Source organism: Promicromonospora sp. NPDC057488, from assembly GCF_042802395.1.
GTDB lineage: Bacteria > Actinomycetota > Actinomycetes > Actinomycetales > Cellulomonadaceae > Promicromonospora.
Genome location: NZ_JBHVEG010000141.1, coordinates 1 through 16,135, shown reverse-complemented (window position 1 = coordinate 16,135; position 16,135 = coordinate 1). Strand labels below are relative to the sequence as shown.

Annotated in this window: 14 protein-coding genes; 9 read left to right on the top strand and 5 right to left on the bottom strand. The window is 72.7% G+C overall.

The window, feature by feature from the left end; genetic code table 11:
* From ACFU5G_RS22705 to ACFU5G_RS22690, 4 genes are all read left to right on the top strand, one after another.
* The coding region (locus tag ACFU5G_RS22705; RefSeq protein WP_377249880.1) for a hemerythrin domain-containing protein at positions 1–487 on the top strand (487 nt) is incomplete at its 5' end.
* 284 nt (positions 488–771) lie between these two features.
* Positions 772–3,123 (top strand): LuxR C-terminal-related transcriptional regulator, encoded by a 2,352-nt coding sequence (locus tag ACFU5G_RS22700; RefSeq protein WP_377249878.1) that lies wholly within the window; start codon positions 772–774, stop codon positions 3,121–3,123.
* A gap of 399 nt (positions 3,124–3,522) precedes the next feature.
* Positions 3,523–6,396 carry a choice-of-anchor G family protein gene (locus ACFU5G_RS22695; protein WP_377249875.1) on the top strand — a complete coding sequence of 958 codons (2,874 nt, stop codon included), beginning with the start codon at positions 3,523–3,525 and terminating at the stop codon, positions 6,394–6,396.
* Positions 6,397–6,542: 146 nt separating this feature from the next.
* A complete protein-coding gene (locus ACFU5G_RS22690; protein WP_377249872.1) occupies positions 6,543–7,925 on the top strand; it encodes a copper amine oxidase in 1,383 nt (460 codons plus the stop codon).
* 39 nt (positions 7,926–7,964) lie between these two features.
* On the opposite strand, the gene ACFU5G_RS22685 is transcribed toward ACFU5G_RS22690, so the two are convergent.
* Positions 7,965–8,726, bottom strand: coding sequence for a class I SAM-dependent methyltransferase (locus ACFU5G_RS22685; RefSeq protein ID WP_377249870.1), 762 nt, complete (start codon positions 8,724–8,726; stop codon positions 7,965–7,967).
* 125 nt (positions 8,727–8,851) lie between these two features.
* Between ACFU5G_RS22685 and ACFU5G_RS22680 the strand changes: the two genes are divergently transcribed.
* The 3 genes from ACFU5G_RS22680 to ACFU5G_RS22670 are packed head-to-tail and all read left to right on the top strand — an operon-like array spanning position 8,852 to position 11,908.
* Positions 8,852–9,994: a hypothetical protein gene (locus ACFU5G_RS22680; RefSeq protein WP_377249868.1), complete on the top strand. Its 1,143-nt coding sequence runs from the start codon at positions 8,852–8,854 to the stop codon at positions 9,992–9,994.
* Positions 9,995–10,032: 38 nt separating this feature from the next.
* On the top strand, positions 10,033–11,274 hold the full coding sequence (locus ACFU5G_RS22675; RefSeq protein WP_377249866.1) for a sensor histidine kinase: 1,242 nt from the start codon (positions 10,033–10,035) through the stop codon (positions 11,272–11,274).
* Positions 11,267–11,908 carry a response regulator gene (locus tag ACFU5G_RS22670; RefSeq protein WP_377249863.1) on the top strand — a complete coding sequence of 214 codons (642 nt, stop codon included), beginning with the start codon at positions 11,267–11,269 and terminating at the stop codon, positions 11,906–11,908. The genes ACFU5G_RS22675 and ACFU5G_RS22670 overlap by 8 nt, the downstream gene beginning before the upstream one ends.
* A gap of 24 nt (positions 11,909–11,932) precedes the next feature.
* On the opposite strand, the gene ACFU5G_RS22665 is transcribed toward ACFU5G_RS22670, so the two are convergent.
* Complete coding sequence (locus tag ACFU5G_RS22665) at positions 11,933–12,406, bottom strand: GNAT family N-acetyltransferase (RefSeq protein ID WP_377249861.1); 474 nt, start codon at positions 12,404–12,406, stop codon at positions 11,933–11,935.
* Positions 12,407–12,548: 142 nt separating this feature from the next.
* Here ACFU5G_RS22665 and ACFU5G_RS22660 point away from each other — a divergent pair, with 142 nt between their 5' ends.
* Entirely contained in the window at positions 12,549–12,854 is a 306-nt protein-coding gene (locus ACFU5G_RS22660; RefSeq protein WP_377249859.1) for a hypothetical protein, read from the top strand.
* 60 nt (positions 12,855–12,914) lie between these two features.
* Here the strand turns inward: ACFU5G_RS22660 and ACFU5G_RS22655 are convergent, their stop codons facing one another.
* The 3 genes from ACFU5G_RS22655 to ACFU5G_RS22645 are packed head-to-tail and all read right to left on the bottom strand — an operon-like array spanning position 12,915 to position 14,958.
* Entirely contained in the window at positions 12,915–13,397 is a 483-nt protein-coding gene (locus ACFU5G_RS22655; RefSeq protein WP_377249857.1) for a glutathione peroxidase, read from the bottom strand.
* Positions 13,398–13,453: 56 nt separating this feature from the next.
* A complete protein-coding gene (locus tag ACFU5G_RS22650) occupies positions 13,454–14,380 on the bottom strand; it encodes a nucleotidyl transferase AbiEii/AbiGii toxin family protein (RefSeq protein ID WP_377249855.1) in 927 nt (308 codons plus the stop codon).
* Entirely contained in the window at positions 14,377–14,958 is a 582-nt protein-coding gene (locus ACFU5G_RS22645; RefSeq protein WP_377249853.1) for a hypothetical protein, read from the bottom strand. Before ACFU5G_RS22645 ends, ACFU5G_RS22650 begins: the two co-directional genes overlap by 4 nt.
* Before the next feature lie 179 nt (positions 14,959–15,137).
* Between ACFU5G_RS22645 and ACFU5G_RS22640 the strand changes: the two genes are divergently transcribed.
* A partial coding sequence (locus ACFU5G_RS22640; protein ID WP_377249850.1) for a pseudouridine synthase occupies positions 15,138–16,135 on the top strand: 998 nt, incomplete at its 3' end.

Below are 16,135 nucleotides of genomic sequence, written 5' to 3'. Positions count from 1 at the left end.
CGTCCCGCTAGGCTGGCCCGCGATGAGTCAACGCGTCGTCGCCTGGGGGCAGGAGCTCCGCGAGATCCACCGGCGGCTGCGCGACGCCCTCGGCGTCGCGCGGGCCGCGGTCGAGGACGGCGCGTCCGGCCCGGCGGCGACCCGCGACCTCCAGCTCTACTGCGTCGGGTTCTGCGCCGCGCTGACCGGGCACCACCGCGCCGAGGACACCACGCTGTTCGACGTCGTGCTGGCCGCCCGGCCGGACCTGGCGCCCGTGGTCGCCGACCTCAAGCGGGACCACTCCATGCTGGACCACCTCCTGGGCGAGCTGGAGCGCGCCGCGCTGTCCGGCCATGACCGGGACGAGCTGCTGCGGCACCTGGACGGCATCGAGGCCGTCATGGAGACGCACTTCCGGTACGAGGAGAAGAAGCTCGTCACCGTGCTCGACGACGCCGAGCGCCCGGCGTCCGACCGGCAGGCGCTGCTCGGTCCGTTCGCCTGACGCCATCCTCCGCTGAATTGGGCATTCCGGATTTATTTCCGGAAGGCATGTCTTTATCCCGGCTGCCCGAGTTGTGCCAGGTAGGAGCGTAATTTCCTCGTATCACAGGCACGAACTGCACGATTTATCTCTTGTCATAGACTCTCGACGCGCTCCGATCAATATTCATGCAATTCAGGGGAATTGGGGTGCGCGTGCCATCTAGTTACGGGCCTTCCACGGCCATGTCGCCGACGACGTCGGGGGCAGGACAGAGCCAGGCGGGCGGCAGGGGGAGGGGCCACGTGGTCCACGGGCGGGACAGAGAACTGCGGGTCATCGGGCATTTCGCGACCGACCTGGACCCGACGGTCCTGGTCGTGCGCGGCCTGAGCGGCATCGGCAAGACGGCGACGGTCATCCGCGCGCTCAAGCAGGTCGGCGCGGGGTCGTCGGCGGTGCGCGTCGTCCGGCCGTGCTCGCCACGGCCGTCGGCGCACGACCTGGAGAACAGCAGGCGCATCGACCTGTCGGCCTGGTCCGTGCCCGACCACCTGGAGCACGACTCCGACTTCGACGCCGCGGGCTTCCTGCGCGCGGTCTCGGCCTGGGCGGACGACGCCGGCACCGGGCCGCGCGTGCTCTTCGTCGACGACGTGGGCGTGCTCACCACCGAGCGCGCACGCTGGCTGCAGCACCTGGCCGACGAGGCGTACGGGCAGGACTGGCGCGTGATCGCCGCCGTGCGGAGCATCTCCGCCGATCCGCTCTCGGACGACGTCGAGGTGCTGGAGCTGGGCCCGCTGGACCGCGGTTCCCTGCGCCGCGTGCTCGACATGGAGCTGAGCGTGCCGGTCGCGGCCGACGTCGTGGAGCAGCTGCGCTGGTGGAGCGCGGGCAACCCGAGGATCGCCCTGGAGCTCGCCGGCGCGCTGAGCTCGGGCGAGCTGCGCGGGGACGCCGCCTGGACCGGGCCCGAGGTCGTGGGCTCGGCCGCCCGGCGGGTCTACCGCGCGATGCTGGCGGGCCTCGACCCGGCCACCATGACCGCGCTCGCCACCGCGCCGCTGGGCGCCGCACCGTTCGGCGGGGCGGCCCTGGAGCGCCGGGACGCGCGGTCCGCCGTGCGCCACCCGCTGCTGGCGCTGCTGTGCCGAGAGGCGCGCGGCGCGGAGGGGCACGCCGACCTCCGCGACGCCCCGGTCGCCGAGCACGACGTGACCGGCGCGCACGCGGTGGAGCACATCCTCGACGGGCTGCACCTCGACGAGCTGCCGGCCCGCGCCTGGGCCGTCGTGGCCGCGGCTCCCGGGCCGCGCCTCGCGGCGCGCGCCGTCGGCGTCTCCCTGCTGACGGGGCGCACCTGGATGGACCACCGCGACGGACCCCTGGTGCCCGACGGCGTCGGGCCGGAGTGGACCGACCACCTCTGGTGGCGCGACGCGGCCGGGATCCCCGCCGACGTCCGCGCCGCGGGTGCGCGCGTGGCGCTGACCCTGCTGCGGCTGGAGGGCACCGGCGAGCTGCCGGACCCCGGCGCGCTCCGCGCGGACCTGCGGCTGCTGGGGCCGACGCCCGGCCAGGACTGGGTGGGCGTCGAGATCCAGGTGCGCGCCCTGCTGATGCTGGGCGACGTGGTGGGCGCCCGCAGCCTGCTCGCCGACCACTCGGGCGCGGCGGCCCGGAGCACGGTCGCGGAGATCGTGGCTCGGGACCTCGCCGCGGCCCGGGTCGCGGCCTTCGACGGCCGCGCCGTCGACGTCCGGACCCACCTGGCGCACGCGGCCGAGCTGCGGCCCTCGGTGGACGAGTGGCTGCCCGCGCGCGGGCTGCGCGCGGCGGCCGACGCCGTCGTGGACGGCACCGCCCCGGCCAGCACGATGCCCGCCCAGGCGGGGAGCTGGTCGGCGCGGGCACTGGGGGAGTACGCGGCCGACCTCGGCGCGGCCCACCTCGTGGTCGGGCAGGCGGAGGGCGCGGTCGCGCTGCTGACCATCGCCCTGGAGCACTGCGCCTGGCCCTACCGCGGCCGCGTGCAGGTGCGCTGCGACCTGGTCGAGGCCGTCATGGCGTCCACGCCGCCCGGCCGGGTGGGGCCGCGCGTCGAGCGGCTCCTCGAGGCGCCGGTGGCCCCCGAGGAGCGGTCGGCGGTCGACGTCGCCGCGGCCTGGTCCCGCCTGAGCGCCCTGCTGGCCGACGACGGCACGCCGTCGCCCGCCTTCGAGGCGGCGCTGCACGCGGCGCCGGTGCCCATGTCTCCCTGGCAGCGCGTGCGCATGCTGGTGGCCTACGGCCGGTACGCCGTGACGCGCGGGGGCCGCGCGACGGGCACCGCGATGCTCGACGAGGCCCGGACCCTGGTCCGGCTCGCGGGGATGGCGGGCTGGCTGCGCGGGATCGACGTGTTCCTCGCCGAGACGGACGCGAGCGGCGGTGCCGGCCCCGAGTGGGAGGTGCTGGGCAGGCACGAGCGCGAGATGGTCCGGCTCGCGGTGCACGGCGCGACCAACTCCCAGATCGCCCAGGCCACGTTCGTGTCCGAGCGGACCGTCGTGAACCGGCTGCGGCAGGCCTACACGACCCTCGGCATCCGGGACCGGCGCGACCTGGTCCGGCTCGCGGAGACCCGGCCGCCGGCCTGGCTCGCCGGCGGGTAGCTCCCCGAGCGCAGATTTTTCACCCGCTCGCTCGGCCGTTTTTCACCCGGCATTCCGGACTTCTTTCGCTTCTCTCCGGCATTGTGCGTACGCCTGCTTTTGGCGCGCCTCGAATCGTCTCGAACGCAGTCGCGGTTGCGTTGGATTGCGTCAGCGCACGATTACCGCTCTGCCTGGCAGGCGGCTGAGAACCACTGTTCCCTGAGGGCCGGGAGCCGGTCCGCCTCATGCGACCGCCCCGAAGATCCGGACGTGATCACGTACCGATCCGGACGCTTTTTCTTAAGCGCGAATGTGGAGGAGTGAGTTCCGTTGAACCCAACGCAAGTACCGTCACGCCGTCGAAGGGGTGGCCTCGTACTGCGCCGATCTCTGGTGACGGTCGCGGCTTCGGCCCTTGTGGTTACCGCCACGGGTCTGCCGGCAGTCGCCGCCGTTGACAACTACCCGGACGAGCCGTCGGAGGCCGCTGCGAGCGTCCTCGACTCGACGCTCTTCCAGAAGGCGCTGGCAGCAGCCGCCTATTCCGAGGCCGGCTCGGTCTCGAACGCAGGCCCGAACGAGGGCAACCTGAACGTCGAGCTCCTCGGTTCGGAGCTCGTTCACCTCGGTGACGTCGAGGTCCGCCTCGACGAGATCCTGGACTTCGGTCAGCTCGGTGCGCTCGCCAGCCGCAGCGAGGCCTCGGGTCCGCTCGACGCCCACGCGATCTCCGGCCTGGCCGGCGCCGACGGCGGCGTGACCCTGGACGGCGAGACCGATGACTTCGGCAAGGCGACCGTGGACGTCCTGTCCGTCGCGCGCCTGCTGGGCGTCGACGGCCTCACCGACCAGATCGTCGACCAGCTCCTGCTCGAGGCAGGCGCCGGTGCGGCCGAGGTCAAGGCCGAGGACGGCGTCATCCTGGACCAGGACGGCGTGGGTGGCCCCGGCCAGTACCGCGTGGCCGACCTGGACCTGACGCTGCACTCCCCGGTCATCGAGGACGCTGCCTCGTCGATCTACGACATCGGCGGCACCATCGACACCACCGTCGAGGACCTCGTCAACGAGAACCTGGACGAGAGCGCCCTGACCGGCCTCTTCGACGCGATCCCGGGCGTTCCGACGCCGTCGATCACCGTCGACAGCAACATGCAGAAGAACCTGTTCCAGTCCGTCGTGGGCGAGCCGATCACCTCGAAGAACCAGCTCATCACGATCGACCTGTCGACCGGCCAGCTCGAGGTTCACCTCGACAAGCTCGTCGACGGCCCGAACGAGGGTGGCATCAACGCGCTCGACCCGAACACCGAGCTCATCGACGACACGACCTACCCGCTGATCGCGGAGACCGTGCACGAGCTGATGGAGGAAGTCACCAACATCCTCATCGGTGCGATCGAGGACTCGCTGAACTCGGTGACGATCAACATCGCCTTCACCGACGAGAGCCCGCTGGGCAACCTCGATGTCTCGTGGTCGCTGCCGCTGGCCGACGCCGTGAACGGCAACTTCCCCGAGGCCGTGAACAACAGCACGGGCACGATGGCCCCGGTCGCCGAGCTGCTGGTCGGCACCATCAACACGGTGGGCCCGGCCCTGGCGCCGATCCTGGCCCCGGTCTACGACCTGCTGATCAGCGACGAGGGTGACAACATCTTCGACCTGCTGATCAACGACCTCAAGACGGACGCCATCACGAAGCCGATCCGCGAGCTGCTCTCGCCGGTCTTCGACGTCCTGTCGCAGGTGCTGTCGATCACGATCAACCGCCAGGTCACGACCGAGGGCGTTGCCCCGACGTCGACCAAGGCCGCTCCTGCCGAGACCTCCTTCGAGCTGTCGGCGCTGAGCATCGCCCTGCTGCCGGCCAACGAGGTCGCGCGCATCAACCTGGGCAACGCCGCCGTGCGCATCGGTGGCGACGACGGTGGTTCGGGCGAGATCGACCCGACCCTGTCCGTGAACCCCGTCTCCGTCGCTCCGGGTCAGTCGACCGTCGCGACCGGCGAGGGCTACACGCCGGACTCGACCGCCACGGTCCAGCTCACCGACCCCGAGGGCAACCCCGTGGGTGACGCGATCCCGGTCGACACCGACTCCGAGGGCGGCTTCAGCACCCCGGTGCCGGTTCCGGCCGACGCCGAGCTCGGTGACTACACGGTCGTCGGCACCGACGACACCACCGGTGAGGCCGCCGAGGCCCCGCTGGCAGTCGTCGCCGGTTCCGACATCTGCGCCATGGACCCGACCCTGACGGTCGAGCCCAACGCCGCCTACCCGGGCGACACCGTCTCCGTCGTGGGCCAGGGCTTCCCGGCCGGCGTGCCGGTCACGGTCCAGCTGCGTGACGCCGAGGGCAACCCGGTCGGCGACCCGATCACGGTCACCCCGGACGAGGCCTGCGGCTTCATCACCGACCTCACGGTTCCCGAGGACGCCGAGCCCGGCGACCACGTCGTGGGCGCGGAGCCGGAGGACGGCAGCGAGGGTGCCGAGGCACCCCTGGAGATCCTCGACCCGGGCACCAACAACCCGGGCGAGTGCACGGACCCGGCCATCACGGCCGACCCGACCATGGTCCGCGCGGGCGAAGAGGTGACCATCACCGGTACCGGCTTCCCGGCCGGCGCCAACGTCACCGTGCAGCTCCAGACCACCGACGGTGAGAAGATCGGCGAGCCGGTCACCGTGAAGGTGGACGAGGACTGCGGCTTCACCACCCCGATCACCGTCCCCGAGGACACCCCGCCGGGCGTCATCATCGTGGACGCACAGCCGGACGACGGCAGCGAGGGCGCGCAGACGCCGATCGCCGTCGTCGAGACGGTCGGTGGCGACGGGCGCGACCTGACGGCGCGCTTCGAGAACCCGACCGCCCAGCAGGGTGACGAGCAGACCTTCTACGCCTCGGGCTTCGAGCCCGGTGAGGTCGTCGTGGGCCTGATCAACTCGGAGAGCTTCGCGCTGCAGGCCCAGGAGGCCGACGCCGAGGGCAACGTCCAGTGGACGTTCACCGTCGACGAGCGGCTCGACCTCGGTGAGCACCAGGGCATCGCGGTCAGCACCGAGCAGGGCGACTCCGCGTCGGCCACGTTCGAGGTCGTCGCAGGCGCTGGTGGCAACAACGACGGCGGTCTCGCCTCCACGGGTGCGAACGTCGGCATCCTGATCGGCGCGACGGTGCTGCTGCTCGGCGCCGGTGCGGTCATGATCAAGCGTCGCCGCGAGATCAGCCAGGCCTTCGCCACCGCGATGGGCCGCATGTCCGACGACTCGCGTTCCGCCTGACGGACCGAGTCTCTGACGAAGCAGTAGACGGACGCAGCGGTCAGGCGTCCGAAGCAGACCGGCCCGGTGCGACCTCGTCGCACCGGGCCGGTCCTGTCAGGAAAGGGTCCGCAGGGGGCCGAGAGCTGAGCGAAGGAGATGGAACCGTGCGCGAGGTGTCGTCGAAACGGAGGCTGATCCCGGCGATCGTCGCGGCGTCCGCCATCGTCTCGCTCGTCGTGGCCGCGATCATGGTGGTGGAGCAGGCCCTGCCCGCCGCGCCGAGCCCGCGCCACGAGGACTCGCGGGTGCAGGGCAGCGCGCACGTGAAGTGCGCCGAGAACGAGCCGCTCGCGCAGGAGCTGCTCAGCGGCTCCGTGTGGACCATGTGCTGGCGCGTCGACGCGAGCCGCGGCCTGGTGCTCGAGGACGTGCACTTCACGCCCGCCGGCGACGAGCCGGTGCTGGTGCTCGCGGAGCTGTCCATCGGGCAGCTCGAGGTGCCGTACGACACCGGCCTGCGCAACACCGAGGACATCACCACCCAGGGCTTCGGCGGCAGCCACATCATGACCCTGACCGAGCCGGAGTGCCTCGGGGAGCGGCTCGAGACCTACGTGCCGAAGATCGGCGACGGCTCGATGGGCGGCGGCGGCCAGGACCGTGCCGTGCTCTGCCGGGAGGTGGTCGACGGCGGCATCGCCTACCGCAGCGGCGACACCACGCGAACCGAGGTGGCCCGGAGCACGGACCTGCGGCTCTCCACGATCTCGAAGGTCGGCTGGTACGAGTACGTCAGCCAGTACACCTTCGGCGGCGACGGCAGCATCCGGTCCGACCTGGGCGCGACCGGCGACCTGTCGCCCGAGGACTACGGGGACGACCCGGCCCACGGCTGGCCGGTCGGCCCCGGCGACACCGACTACGCCACCAGCCACTCGCACAACGCGGTCTGGCGGGTGCACTGGGCCCTCGGCGGCCAGGGCGGCCAGGTGGTCGAGCAGTACGACGCCGCGCCCACCGGCGAGGTGGGCCCGCGCGCGCCGCTGGTCGAGGGCGGCCTGACGCGAATCCCGCGCGAGGGCACCGCCAAGGCTGCGGACCGGCGCTGGTGGCGCGTGGTGAACCCCGCCGTGCTCAACACGGACCAGCACCCGATCTCGTACCAGATCGAGCTGGGGGCGACGACGCCCTTCCAGCTCACGCAGGACCACCAGCACACGGGCGGCGCCGACGGCGGCGGCGACAGCGACGACGGCTACGCGCTGGCGTTCACCGAGGCCGACGACTGCCAGCTCTACGCCACGGCCAACAAGGACGGCTCCTGCGGCGCGGGCGTGCTCGACTTCGCCCAGGACGAGGCGGAGCTGTCCGACGTCGTCACGTGGGTCGCCGTCGGCTTCCACCACGTGGCGCGCGACGAGGACCAGAGCCCCATGGAGATGCACTGGCAGGGCTTCACGCTCACGCCGCGGGACCTCACCGCGCAGCGCGTCGACCCGCCGTCGGCCCGCGAGGACGTCAACGGGAAGCCGGCCGACACCCACTGAGCCGGGTCGGAATCGGGGTCCTGGTCCGGGTCCGGGCCCTCAGGCCTTCCGCGCCTCGACGAGCGTGCGGCGGCTGTGGCAGACGAAGGACCCGTGCTCCGCGATGTGGTCGTACAGCGCGCGCAGCCGGTCGCGGTACTTTTCCACAGAGAAGTCGGGCACCGTCCACAGGACCTTGCGCAGGAAGTGCACCACCGCGGCCAGGTCGAGGAACTCCACCCGGGTCCGCGCGTCCCGCAGGTCCACCACGTCCAGCCCTGCGTCGGTCACCCGGGCGCGCAGCCGGTCCACGTACGCGTCGTCGTCGTTTGCCTGCGGACCCATGAGGAACTCGTAGAGCTCACGGTTGGAGCCCGCGCCCACCTCCTGGACCAGCAGCGTGCCGCCGGGCGTCAGCACCCGCACCGCCTCGGCGTACGGGAACGAGACGGGGTGGCGGCTCACGAGGAGGTCGAACGCGCCGTCGTCGTAGGGGAGCGGTGCGGCGCCGTCGTCGACCAGGGTGACCACGCCGCCGAACGGCGCCAGCGCGGCGGAGGCCAACCGGTGGTTCGGCGCCCAGCCCTCGACGGCGCGGACGACGCCGGGCACGCGGGCCGCTCGGGAGAGGGCCTCGGCGAAGACCTCGCCGCCGCCCGTGTCGACGTCGAGCGCCGCGTCGGCGCGGCCCAGGTGCTCGCCGCACAGCCGCACGTAGCCCCACCCGGGGCGCTCCTCGGTGGCCCGGCCGGCGAACCACGAGAAGTCCCAGCCGTCGGTGGGGACGGCGGCTCCCTCGGCGACCTGCTCCTCGAACGTCATGCCGGCGAACGTAGCCCGGGGGATCCCCCGTCCACCAGCGGAAATCCCCCGACCGGGGGAGGGGCGACCCGGGCCGCGGACGGGAGCGTGGAGGCATACCGCACCACCGACCGGAGGGAACCGTCATGTCACGCCTCACGCGCGCCACGCTCCTCGGCGCCACCATCGCCAGCGGCGCCGCAGCGCTGCTCGGCATCGCCTGGATGTCCGGGCTCCTGCCCACCCTGTACGACGGCGCGGACACCGCGCTCCTGGCCCGCTTCGTCCGACCCGACGTCGTGACGACCGTGCACACCGTCGCCGCCCTGGCCGGGGTGGCGACCGGGATCGCGGCCCTCGCCGGCGCCCTCGGCGCGCGGGGACGGGTCTGGGCCGCCGCGCTGCAGCTGCTCGTGTTCGGCCTGGTGCTGCAGAGCGCGGGCACGCTGTCCACCGTGGGCTACCTGGTCGCGATGGCGATGCCCGCAGCCGTCGTGGTCCTGCTCGTCCAGGTCGTGCGCCGGTACCGGGTGGCGCGCTGGACCGTCGGGGTGCCGCTCCTGGCCGCGCTCGCCGTGGGCGGGTTCCTCGCGCGCGACGCGCTCGCGGGCATCGCGGCCCTGCTGGGCGCGGGCCTCGCCGCCCAGCAGACCGTGCTGGTCGCGGCCCTGCTGTTCATCGCCGTGGGGTGCCTCTGGGCCGTCGTCGGCGTCCAGGCGCTGGCCGGCACCTCCGCGATGGGGCGGGCGACCGCCTGGGTCGTGCGGCACCGGCGGGCCATCACGATCGTGGCCGCCACCGGCCCGCTCCCGTACGCCCTGGTCCGGCTGAGCTGGCTCACCCCGTGGCCCCAGTTCGGCGAGGGCCTGGACCTGTCCACGCGGATCTGGGGCCTGACGCTCTCCAGCGGAGCCTGGCTCGGCGTCTTCCTCACCCTCGGCCTGATCCGGCCGTGGGGCGAGGTGTTCCCGCGGTGGATGCCGGGCCTGGCGGGACGCCGGGTGCCGATCGCCGCGGCAGCCGTGCCCGGCGGCCTGATCGCGGCCACCGTGACGTTCACGGCCGTCCCCATGCTGATCATGTTCGGCGAGCAGTCCCTGGCCCAGGGTGTGTGGGGCGCGATCATCTTCCCCTGCTGGTACTGGGGTCCGGCCCTGGCGCTCGCGGTCTGGGGCTACGTGGCGCACCGTGTCGAGGCCGAGCGGGCCGAGACCGACCGGGCCGGGGCCGGCCCGACGGCGGGGCTCGAACCCGGCGCGGCGGGCCTGGACCGCGTCGCCGCCGTATGACCTGGCGGGCGGCCCCGGCGACCGGAGAGGATGACGGCATGCAGGCGACGACGCGGCACCTCGCGCGGTACCTCGCCCGGCGGTTCGCCTGGCACATGCTCGGCGCGGCGATCGGGCTGGCCCTCGTGCTGCTCGTGTACAGCCTGCTGTTCTCCGCGGTCACGGAGCCGCCCGCGTGGGTGGTCGTCGTCGTGGCGGTCGCCGCCGCCGTCGGGCTCGGCCTGGTCCCGGGCGCCCGCGAGCTGGAGGTCACGGCCGCCCGCGCCCTGCTCGACGTCGACGCCGAGCTCGTGGTCCCGGCCCGGCCGCGGCTCGCCCACCGGGTCCGGACCGCGGGCTGGGTGGTGCTGCACCTGGTGACCGGGATGCTCGTCGCCGTCTGCCTGTTCGCCGTGCTCCCCGGCGCGGTGCTGATCGCCGTCGAGACGGTGGCCGGGCGCTCGTTCGGGTCCGGGTTCCCGCTGCCGAACAGTGTGGTCGAGGCGGTGCTGCGGCTCGCGGCGTGCGCCGTCGTCGGGCTGCTGGCGGTGACGGCCACCTGGCCGCTCGGCGTGGCGGCGTCCGCCCTCGCCGGGCGCGTGCTCGGGCCCACGTCGCACGACCGGCTGGAGACCGCGCTCGCCCGCGCCCGGCGCGAGGCCGAGCACACGCGCCTGGCCCGCGAGCTGCACGACGGCATCGGCCACGCCCTGACCGTGGTCAGCGTGCAGGCGGCGGCCGGACGGCGCGTCGTGGCGGCGAACCCGGAGGCGGCCGCGAACGCGCTCGCGGCCATCGAGGACACGGCCCGCTCGGCGCTCGCCGAGCTCGACCAGCTCCTGGCCGTCCTGCGGGACGACGCCGCCGACGCCGCCCCCGCCGCGCTCGCCCCGGCCCTGGACGACGTCGTCACGGCGCACCGCCGGGCGGGCCTCGACCTGAGCGCGCGGATCGACCTGCCGGCCGGGCTGCCCGCCCTGCTGAGCGGCACGGTGCAGCGCATCGTCACCGAGGCCCTGACCAACGCGCACCGGCACGGCGCGCCCGGCCCCGTGCGGCTCACCGTGGGCCTCGCCGGGCCCGCGGACGACCGGGTGGTGATCGAGGTGGTCAACCCGGTCCGGGGCGGTACCCGGACCGGCCGGCGCTCGTCCGGTGGCCGCGGCCTGGCCGGGATCCGCGAGCGGGTCGCCCTGTTCGGCGGCACCGCCGAGGCGGGGCCCGACGGCGACCGCTGGATACTGCGTGCGACCTTGCCCTGGACACCCGCACCGGCCGACCGGAAGGAGCTCGATGCCTGACGTCCCCGTGCGGGTGCTCCTCGCCGACGACGAGCCGCTCGTCCGCAGCGGCCTGCGCCTCATCCTGGACGCCGAGCCGGACCTGGAGGTCGTGGGCGAGGCCGGCGACGGCGCGCGTGCGGTCGAGCTCGCCCGGAGCCTGCGGCCTGACGTCGTCTGCATGGACGTGCGGATGCCGGGCGTGGACGGCCTGCGTGCGACCGAGCTGGTGCTGCGGCTGCCGCAACCGCCCCGCGTGCTCGTGGTGACCACGTTCGAGCACGACGGCTACGTGCTCGACGCGCTCACCGCCGGGGCCTCGGGGTTCCTGCTCAAGCGCGCCGGGGCCGACGAGATGGTGCAGGCCGTGCGCACCGTCGCCGTCGGGCAGAGCCTGCTGTACCCGCAGGCGCTGCGGGACCTGGTGCGCACGCGGCCGCGTGCGGCGGCCGGGGCGCCAGCCCTGACGCCGCGCGAGCGCGAGGTGCTGGGCCTGGTGGCGCAGGGCATGACCAACGCCGAGATCGCGACGGCGCTCGTGGTCGGCGTCGAGACGGTGCGCACGCACGTGGCGTCCGTGCTGGCCAAGCTGCAGGCGCGCGACCGCACGCAGGCCGTGGTGCTGGGCTACCGGGCGGGACTGGTGGAGCTGTAGCCCGCGGTCCGGCGTCGGACCGGTTCAGTCCCGGGGCAGGACCATCTCGATCTCGTCCGGGAACGGCGCGTAGTCCGAGGTCTTGCGGCGGCCCGTGCGGTTCCAGCCGAGGTGCTCGTAGAAGCCGATCGCCTGGTCGTTGTCGGCGAGGCACCACAGCCGGGGGTCGGCCATCTCGGCGACCGCCACGTCCATGGCGGCGCGGGCCAGGCCGCTGCCCCAGTGCGCGGGGTGCACCGCGAGGTGCCGCAGCAGCCGCTCGTCGTGGGCCACGAAGCAGGCCAGCCGGGGGCGGTCGGCGTCGTCGTCGAGGACGAGGATGCGGACCCCCGGCTCGACGAGCGCGGACTGCCACTTGGCCAGCACCTCGTCGGACGGGAACGGGTACATGCCCGGCGGGAAGATGTGGCCCAGCGCCGCGATCCCAGCGGCGCGCTCCACGTCCAGGAGCGCCTGCGCATCCTCGGGCGTGGCCTGCCGGAATCGGTTCTCGACCATTGCCTCAGGGTACGGCCCTACTTCACCCAGGGCACCACCGCTGAGATTTGCGTCCCGGACCTGCACGGGAGCGGGCGAAAATTGCTGTGCAACATTTTCCCGAAGTGCTGTGACCTCGGCGCGGTTCGCGCGTCTAGGGTGCATGACGGATACAGCATTCAGCGCGGTGATGTCCCGCCTCTCGGCGCTCGACACGCTCTCGCTGCGGGTGAGTCAGGACTGGCTGGCGTTCGGCCTCGACAGGGTGGACGTGCTGGTCATCGAGATACTGACGGTCAGCGAGGTCACGGCGCTCCCGCTCGTGAACCAGCACCGGCTGTCACCGATCGAGGCGGACCCCGGGCGGGAGCTGGGGCTGACCCGGGTCTGGACCGGTTGGCTCGGGGACGCCTCGGACGTGGTGCCGGTCGCGATGCGGCTCACGCTCGCGACGGGGGAGGTCGAGTGAGTGCCCGGCCGGGTGCCGGCCGGTCGCCCACCACGACGCGTCCCCCGGGCGCCGCGCGGGTCAGTGCGGCAGGTGCGCCTCGATCTCCTCGATGATCGCCGGGTCGTCCGGCAGCATCCTCGGCGCGTACCGGCGCACGTCGCCCCCGGGCAGCACCAGGAACTTCTCGAAGTTCCAGCGGATCTTGCCCGAGTGCCCCGTGGCGTCCTCCGTCTTCTTGAGCTCGACGTAGAGCGGGTGCGCGTGGCGCCCGTTCAGCCGGACCTTGTCGAGCACGGGGAACGTGACGCCGTACGTCATGGAGCAGAACTCGGCGATCTTCTCGTTCGAGCTCAGCTCCTGCAGGAACTGGTTGCTGGGGAAGCCCAGCACCGTGAATCCCCGGTCCTGGTACTTCTTCTGCAGCTCCTCGAGGGTCTCGTACTGCGGGGCCAGGCCGCACCGCGAGGCCACGTTCACCACGAGGACCACGTCCTCCTTGTGGTCGGCCAGCGAGATCTCGGTGCCGTCCATCGTGTGGAAAGGAATGTCGTAGAGGGTCACCCGGTCATCTTCCACCCGTTGTCCGGGTCAACGGAACCCTTCTGGGGCCGGTGGCATCACGCACCGGCATCCGCGCCCAGGGTCTCGATCCAGCGCTGCTCCTCCGGTGACCACCTGGCATGGCGGTCGGCTTCCGTGGTCACGGGATCGATGAAACGTGCGATCGCCTCAAGCACCTCCGCCAGGTTCTCCGGAAGATCGGTCCTGTCGACACGGCGGAGCCATCGGCTCCACCGCGCCTGGCCCAGGTCTGCCAGCTCGCCCACGGCTTCCGTCATCGGCACCATCTCCACCTCGCGGTACTGGGCGACCTCGTGCACGGACGACCGGAGCGTGCCACGGTCAATCTGGTGCTGGCGGGTGACCAGGTGGATGTCGGCGAAGTCGCGCCAGCGTGTGTTCGCCTCGCCCCGCTCGACTGCTGTCACGATCTTCTCGGCGAGCACCATGGTGAGCGGGTAGCCGAGTACCAGTACCGGGCCAAGGTCCGCGTCGATCAGCCGCGGTACCCGCACGATGTTCGGGGCAGGCCAGATCGGGTCGCCGAAGCTCACGTCGATCCCGACCCGTACACGAGCAGGACCGAGTGCACCGGAGATCCTCAGCCGCACGCCGCTGTACTCGTCGTCGTCGCGGATCTCGGTAGCGCTGATCGATCCGGCGTCGAACTCGACGCCGTCCGGGAGCTCCAGCTCACAGATCACCTGGATCCGGGCTGTCACACTGGCCACGTCATTGGCCAGCCTGGTCGCGCTCAGGTCGAGGTCCTTGGTCGGGCGGCGCAGGGCGTACGCCGCGAGCAGCGCACCGCCCTTGAGAACGAAGTCGTCCCGGAACGGGGACACTGCGACTCGTGCGAGCAGGCATTCCAGGGCGTAGAGCGTCTGCAGCTCCTGGACGTCGGTGCCTCGGTCGCGAGCGAGCGCCCGCAGGGCGAGTGTCGCGTCGGCCGCGGGTGTGCCTCGCTGGACGGCCCGGCTCACAGCAGCACCTCGAGGACCCGGCGGATCTCCGGCTGCGCTGTGGGGAAGTTCCCGGCCATGGTCAGGAGGCTGCCGGGACGGCTCGTCCGGCGCCCGAGCCATGTCTTCAGCGCGGCGACCGCGAGGTCCTCGCCATGCGTGTGACGCAGGCGGAACAGGTCGATGATCGTGCGCTCGGCGCTGTACAGGCCGATCGACTGCCCACCAGGCAGCGGGTAGGAGTCCCGGCCGATGTCGAACGTGCTCTTGGCGAAGAAGTGCCAGGTGATGGGAGCGAACTCGGTCTTCAGCGCCCGGGCGGGCCGGGGGAGCGCCAGATGGCTCGTCCGAGGAATCTCGTCGGTCAGGTCGTGGAGCGCGGCCGCACTCATCAGGCAGATCGTGACGTCGGGACGGCGGGTGGCGAGCGCCAGCCAGGCCGCGACGGTGTCGTCCACGGATCCGGTCGGGACGTAGGCGCCCGGGGCGATCTTCTCGTACTCGCCCGCCGCGGCCAGGCGTTCGACAGCCCGGCGAGTGGGGGCGTCGTCGTCGGCGGTGGATCCTGGTCTGATCAGGAACGGTGTCGTGGGCGTCATCGTGCCTCCGTACAAAAATGTCGACAGGTGTAATGTACCTGTCGACATTTCTGTACGTCGAGACATTCGCCGGCCCGGCGGGCCCAAGCACCTCCACAAGGCTAGGCAACTATTGGTGATGGGCAACCTGGCACCTTCGACTGCGATACACGGCGCTCGTGTCGGGTTAGGTTGACGACGTGACCCGTACGTCCGGACCCGCCAAGCACCGGCCCCCGCTGCCCGTGCGGGACGGGCTCAACCCCACCCGGATCGTGCTGCCGCACGACCCCGCCGTCGTCGTGCGGTTCCCGTACGCGCTCGACTACCTCCTGGACCGGTTCCGCGACGACGCCGAACGGCTCCTCGAGAAGGTCGCCCTGGGGGAGGTGGTCACCGGCCGCGGCGAGCCGCTCACCCCGACGACGCCGTACGAGCCGCGCGGGTTCCTCTACCTGTACCGCGACCCGCCGGCCCACGAGGACCCGATCCCGTTCGAGCCCGAGGTGCTGCACCGCGACGAGAACCTGCTCGTCGTGGACAAACCGCACTTTCTCGCCACGATGCCGCGCGGGCGGTGGGTGCGCGAGACCGCGCTGGTCCGCCTCCGGGTGGCCCTCGACCTGCCCGAGCTCTCCCCGGCCCACCGCCTCGACCGCGGCACCGCCGGTGTGCTCGTCCTCACGGTGCGGCCCGAGGTGCGCGGCGCGTACCAGGAGGCGTTCGCCCGGCGCGTGGTGCGCAAGGTCTACGAGGCCGTGGCCCCGCTCCCGGAACCGGGCGCGACCGTGGCCCTGGGCGAGCCCGTCACGCTCCGCAGCCGCATCGTGAAGCGCCGCGGCGTGACCCGCGCCGAGGAGGTGCCCGGCGAGCCCAACGCGGAGTCCCTGATCACGCTCACCGCCGTCGACGAGGCCCGTGGCCTGGGCCTCTACCGTCTGGAGCCGCACACCGGCAAGACCCACCAGCTGCGGCTGCACATGGCTTCGCTCGGGCTGCCGATCCTGCACGACCCGTTCTGGCCCGAGCTGCGCACCGAGCCCGACGACTTCGACCGGCCCCTGCAGCTCCTGTCCCGCTCCCTGGAGCTCACGGACCCGTTGTCCGGGCTGCCGCGCCGCTTCGAGTCCCGCCGGTCGCTCAGCGAATGGGCCCCCCGGACACCCCCGGACGTGTCAGACGCTCAGGTCCCCGGCTG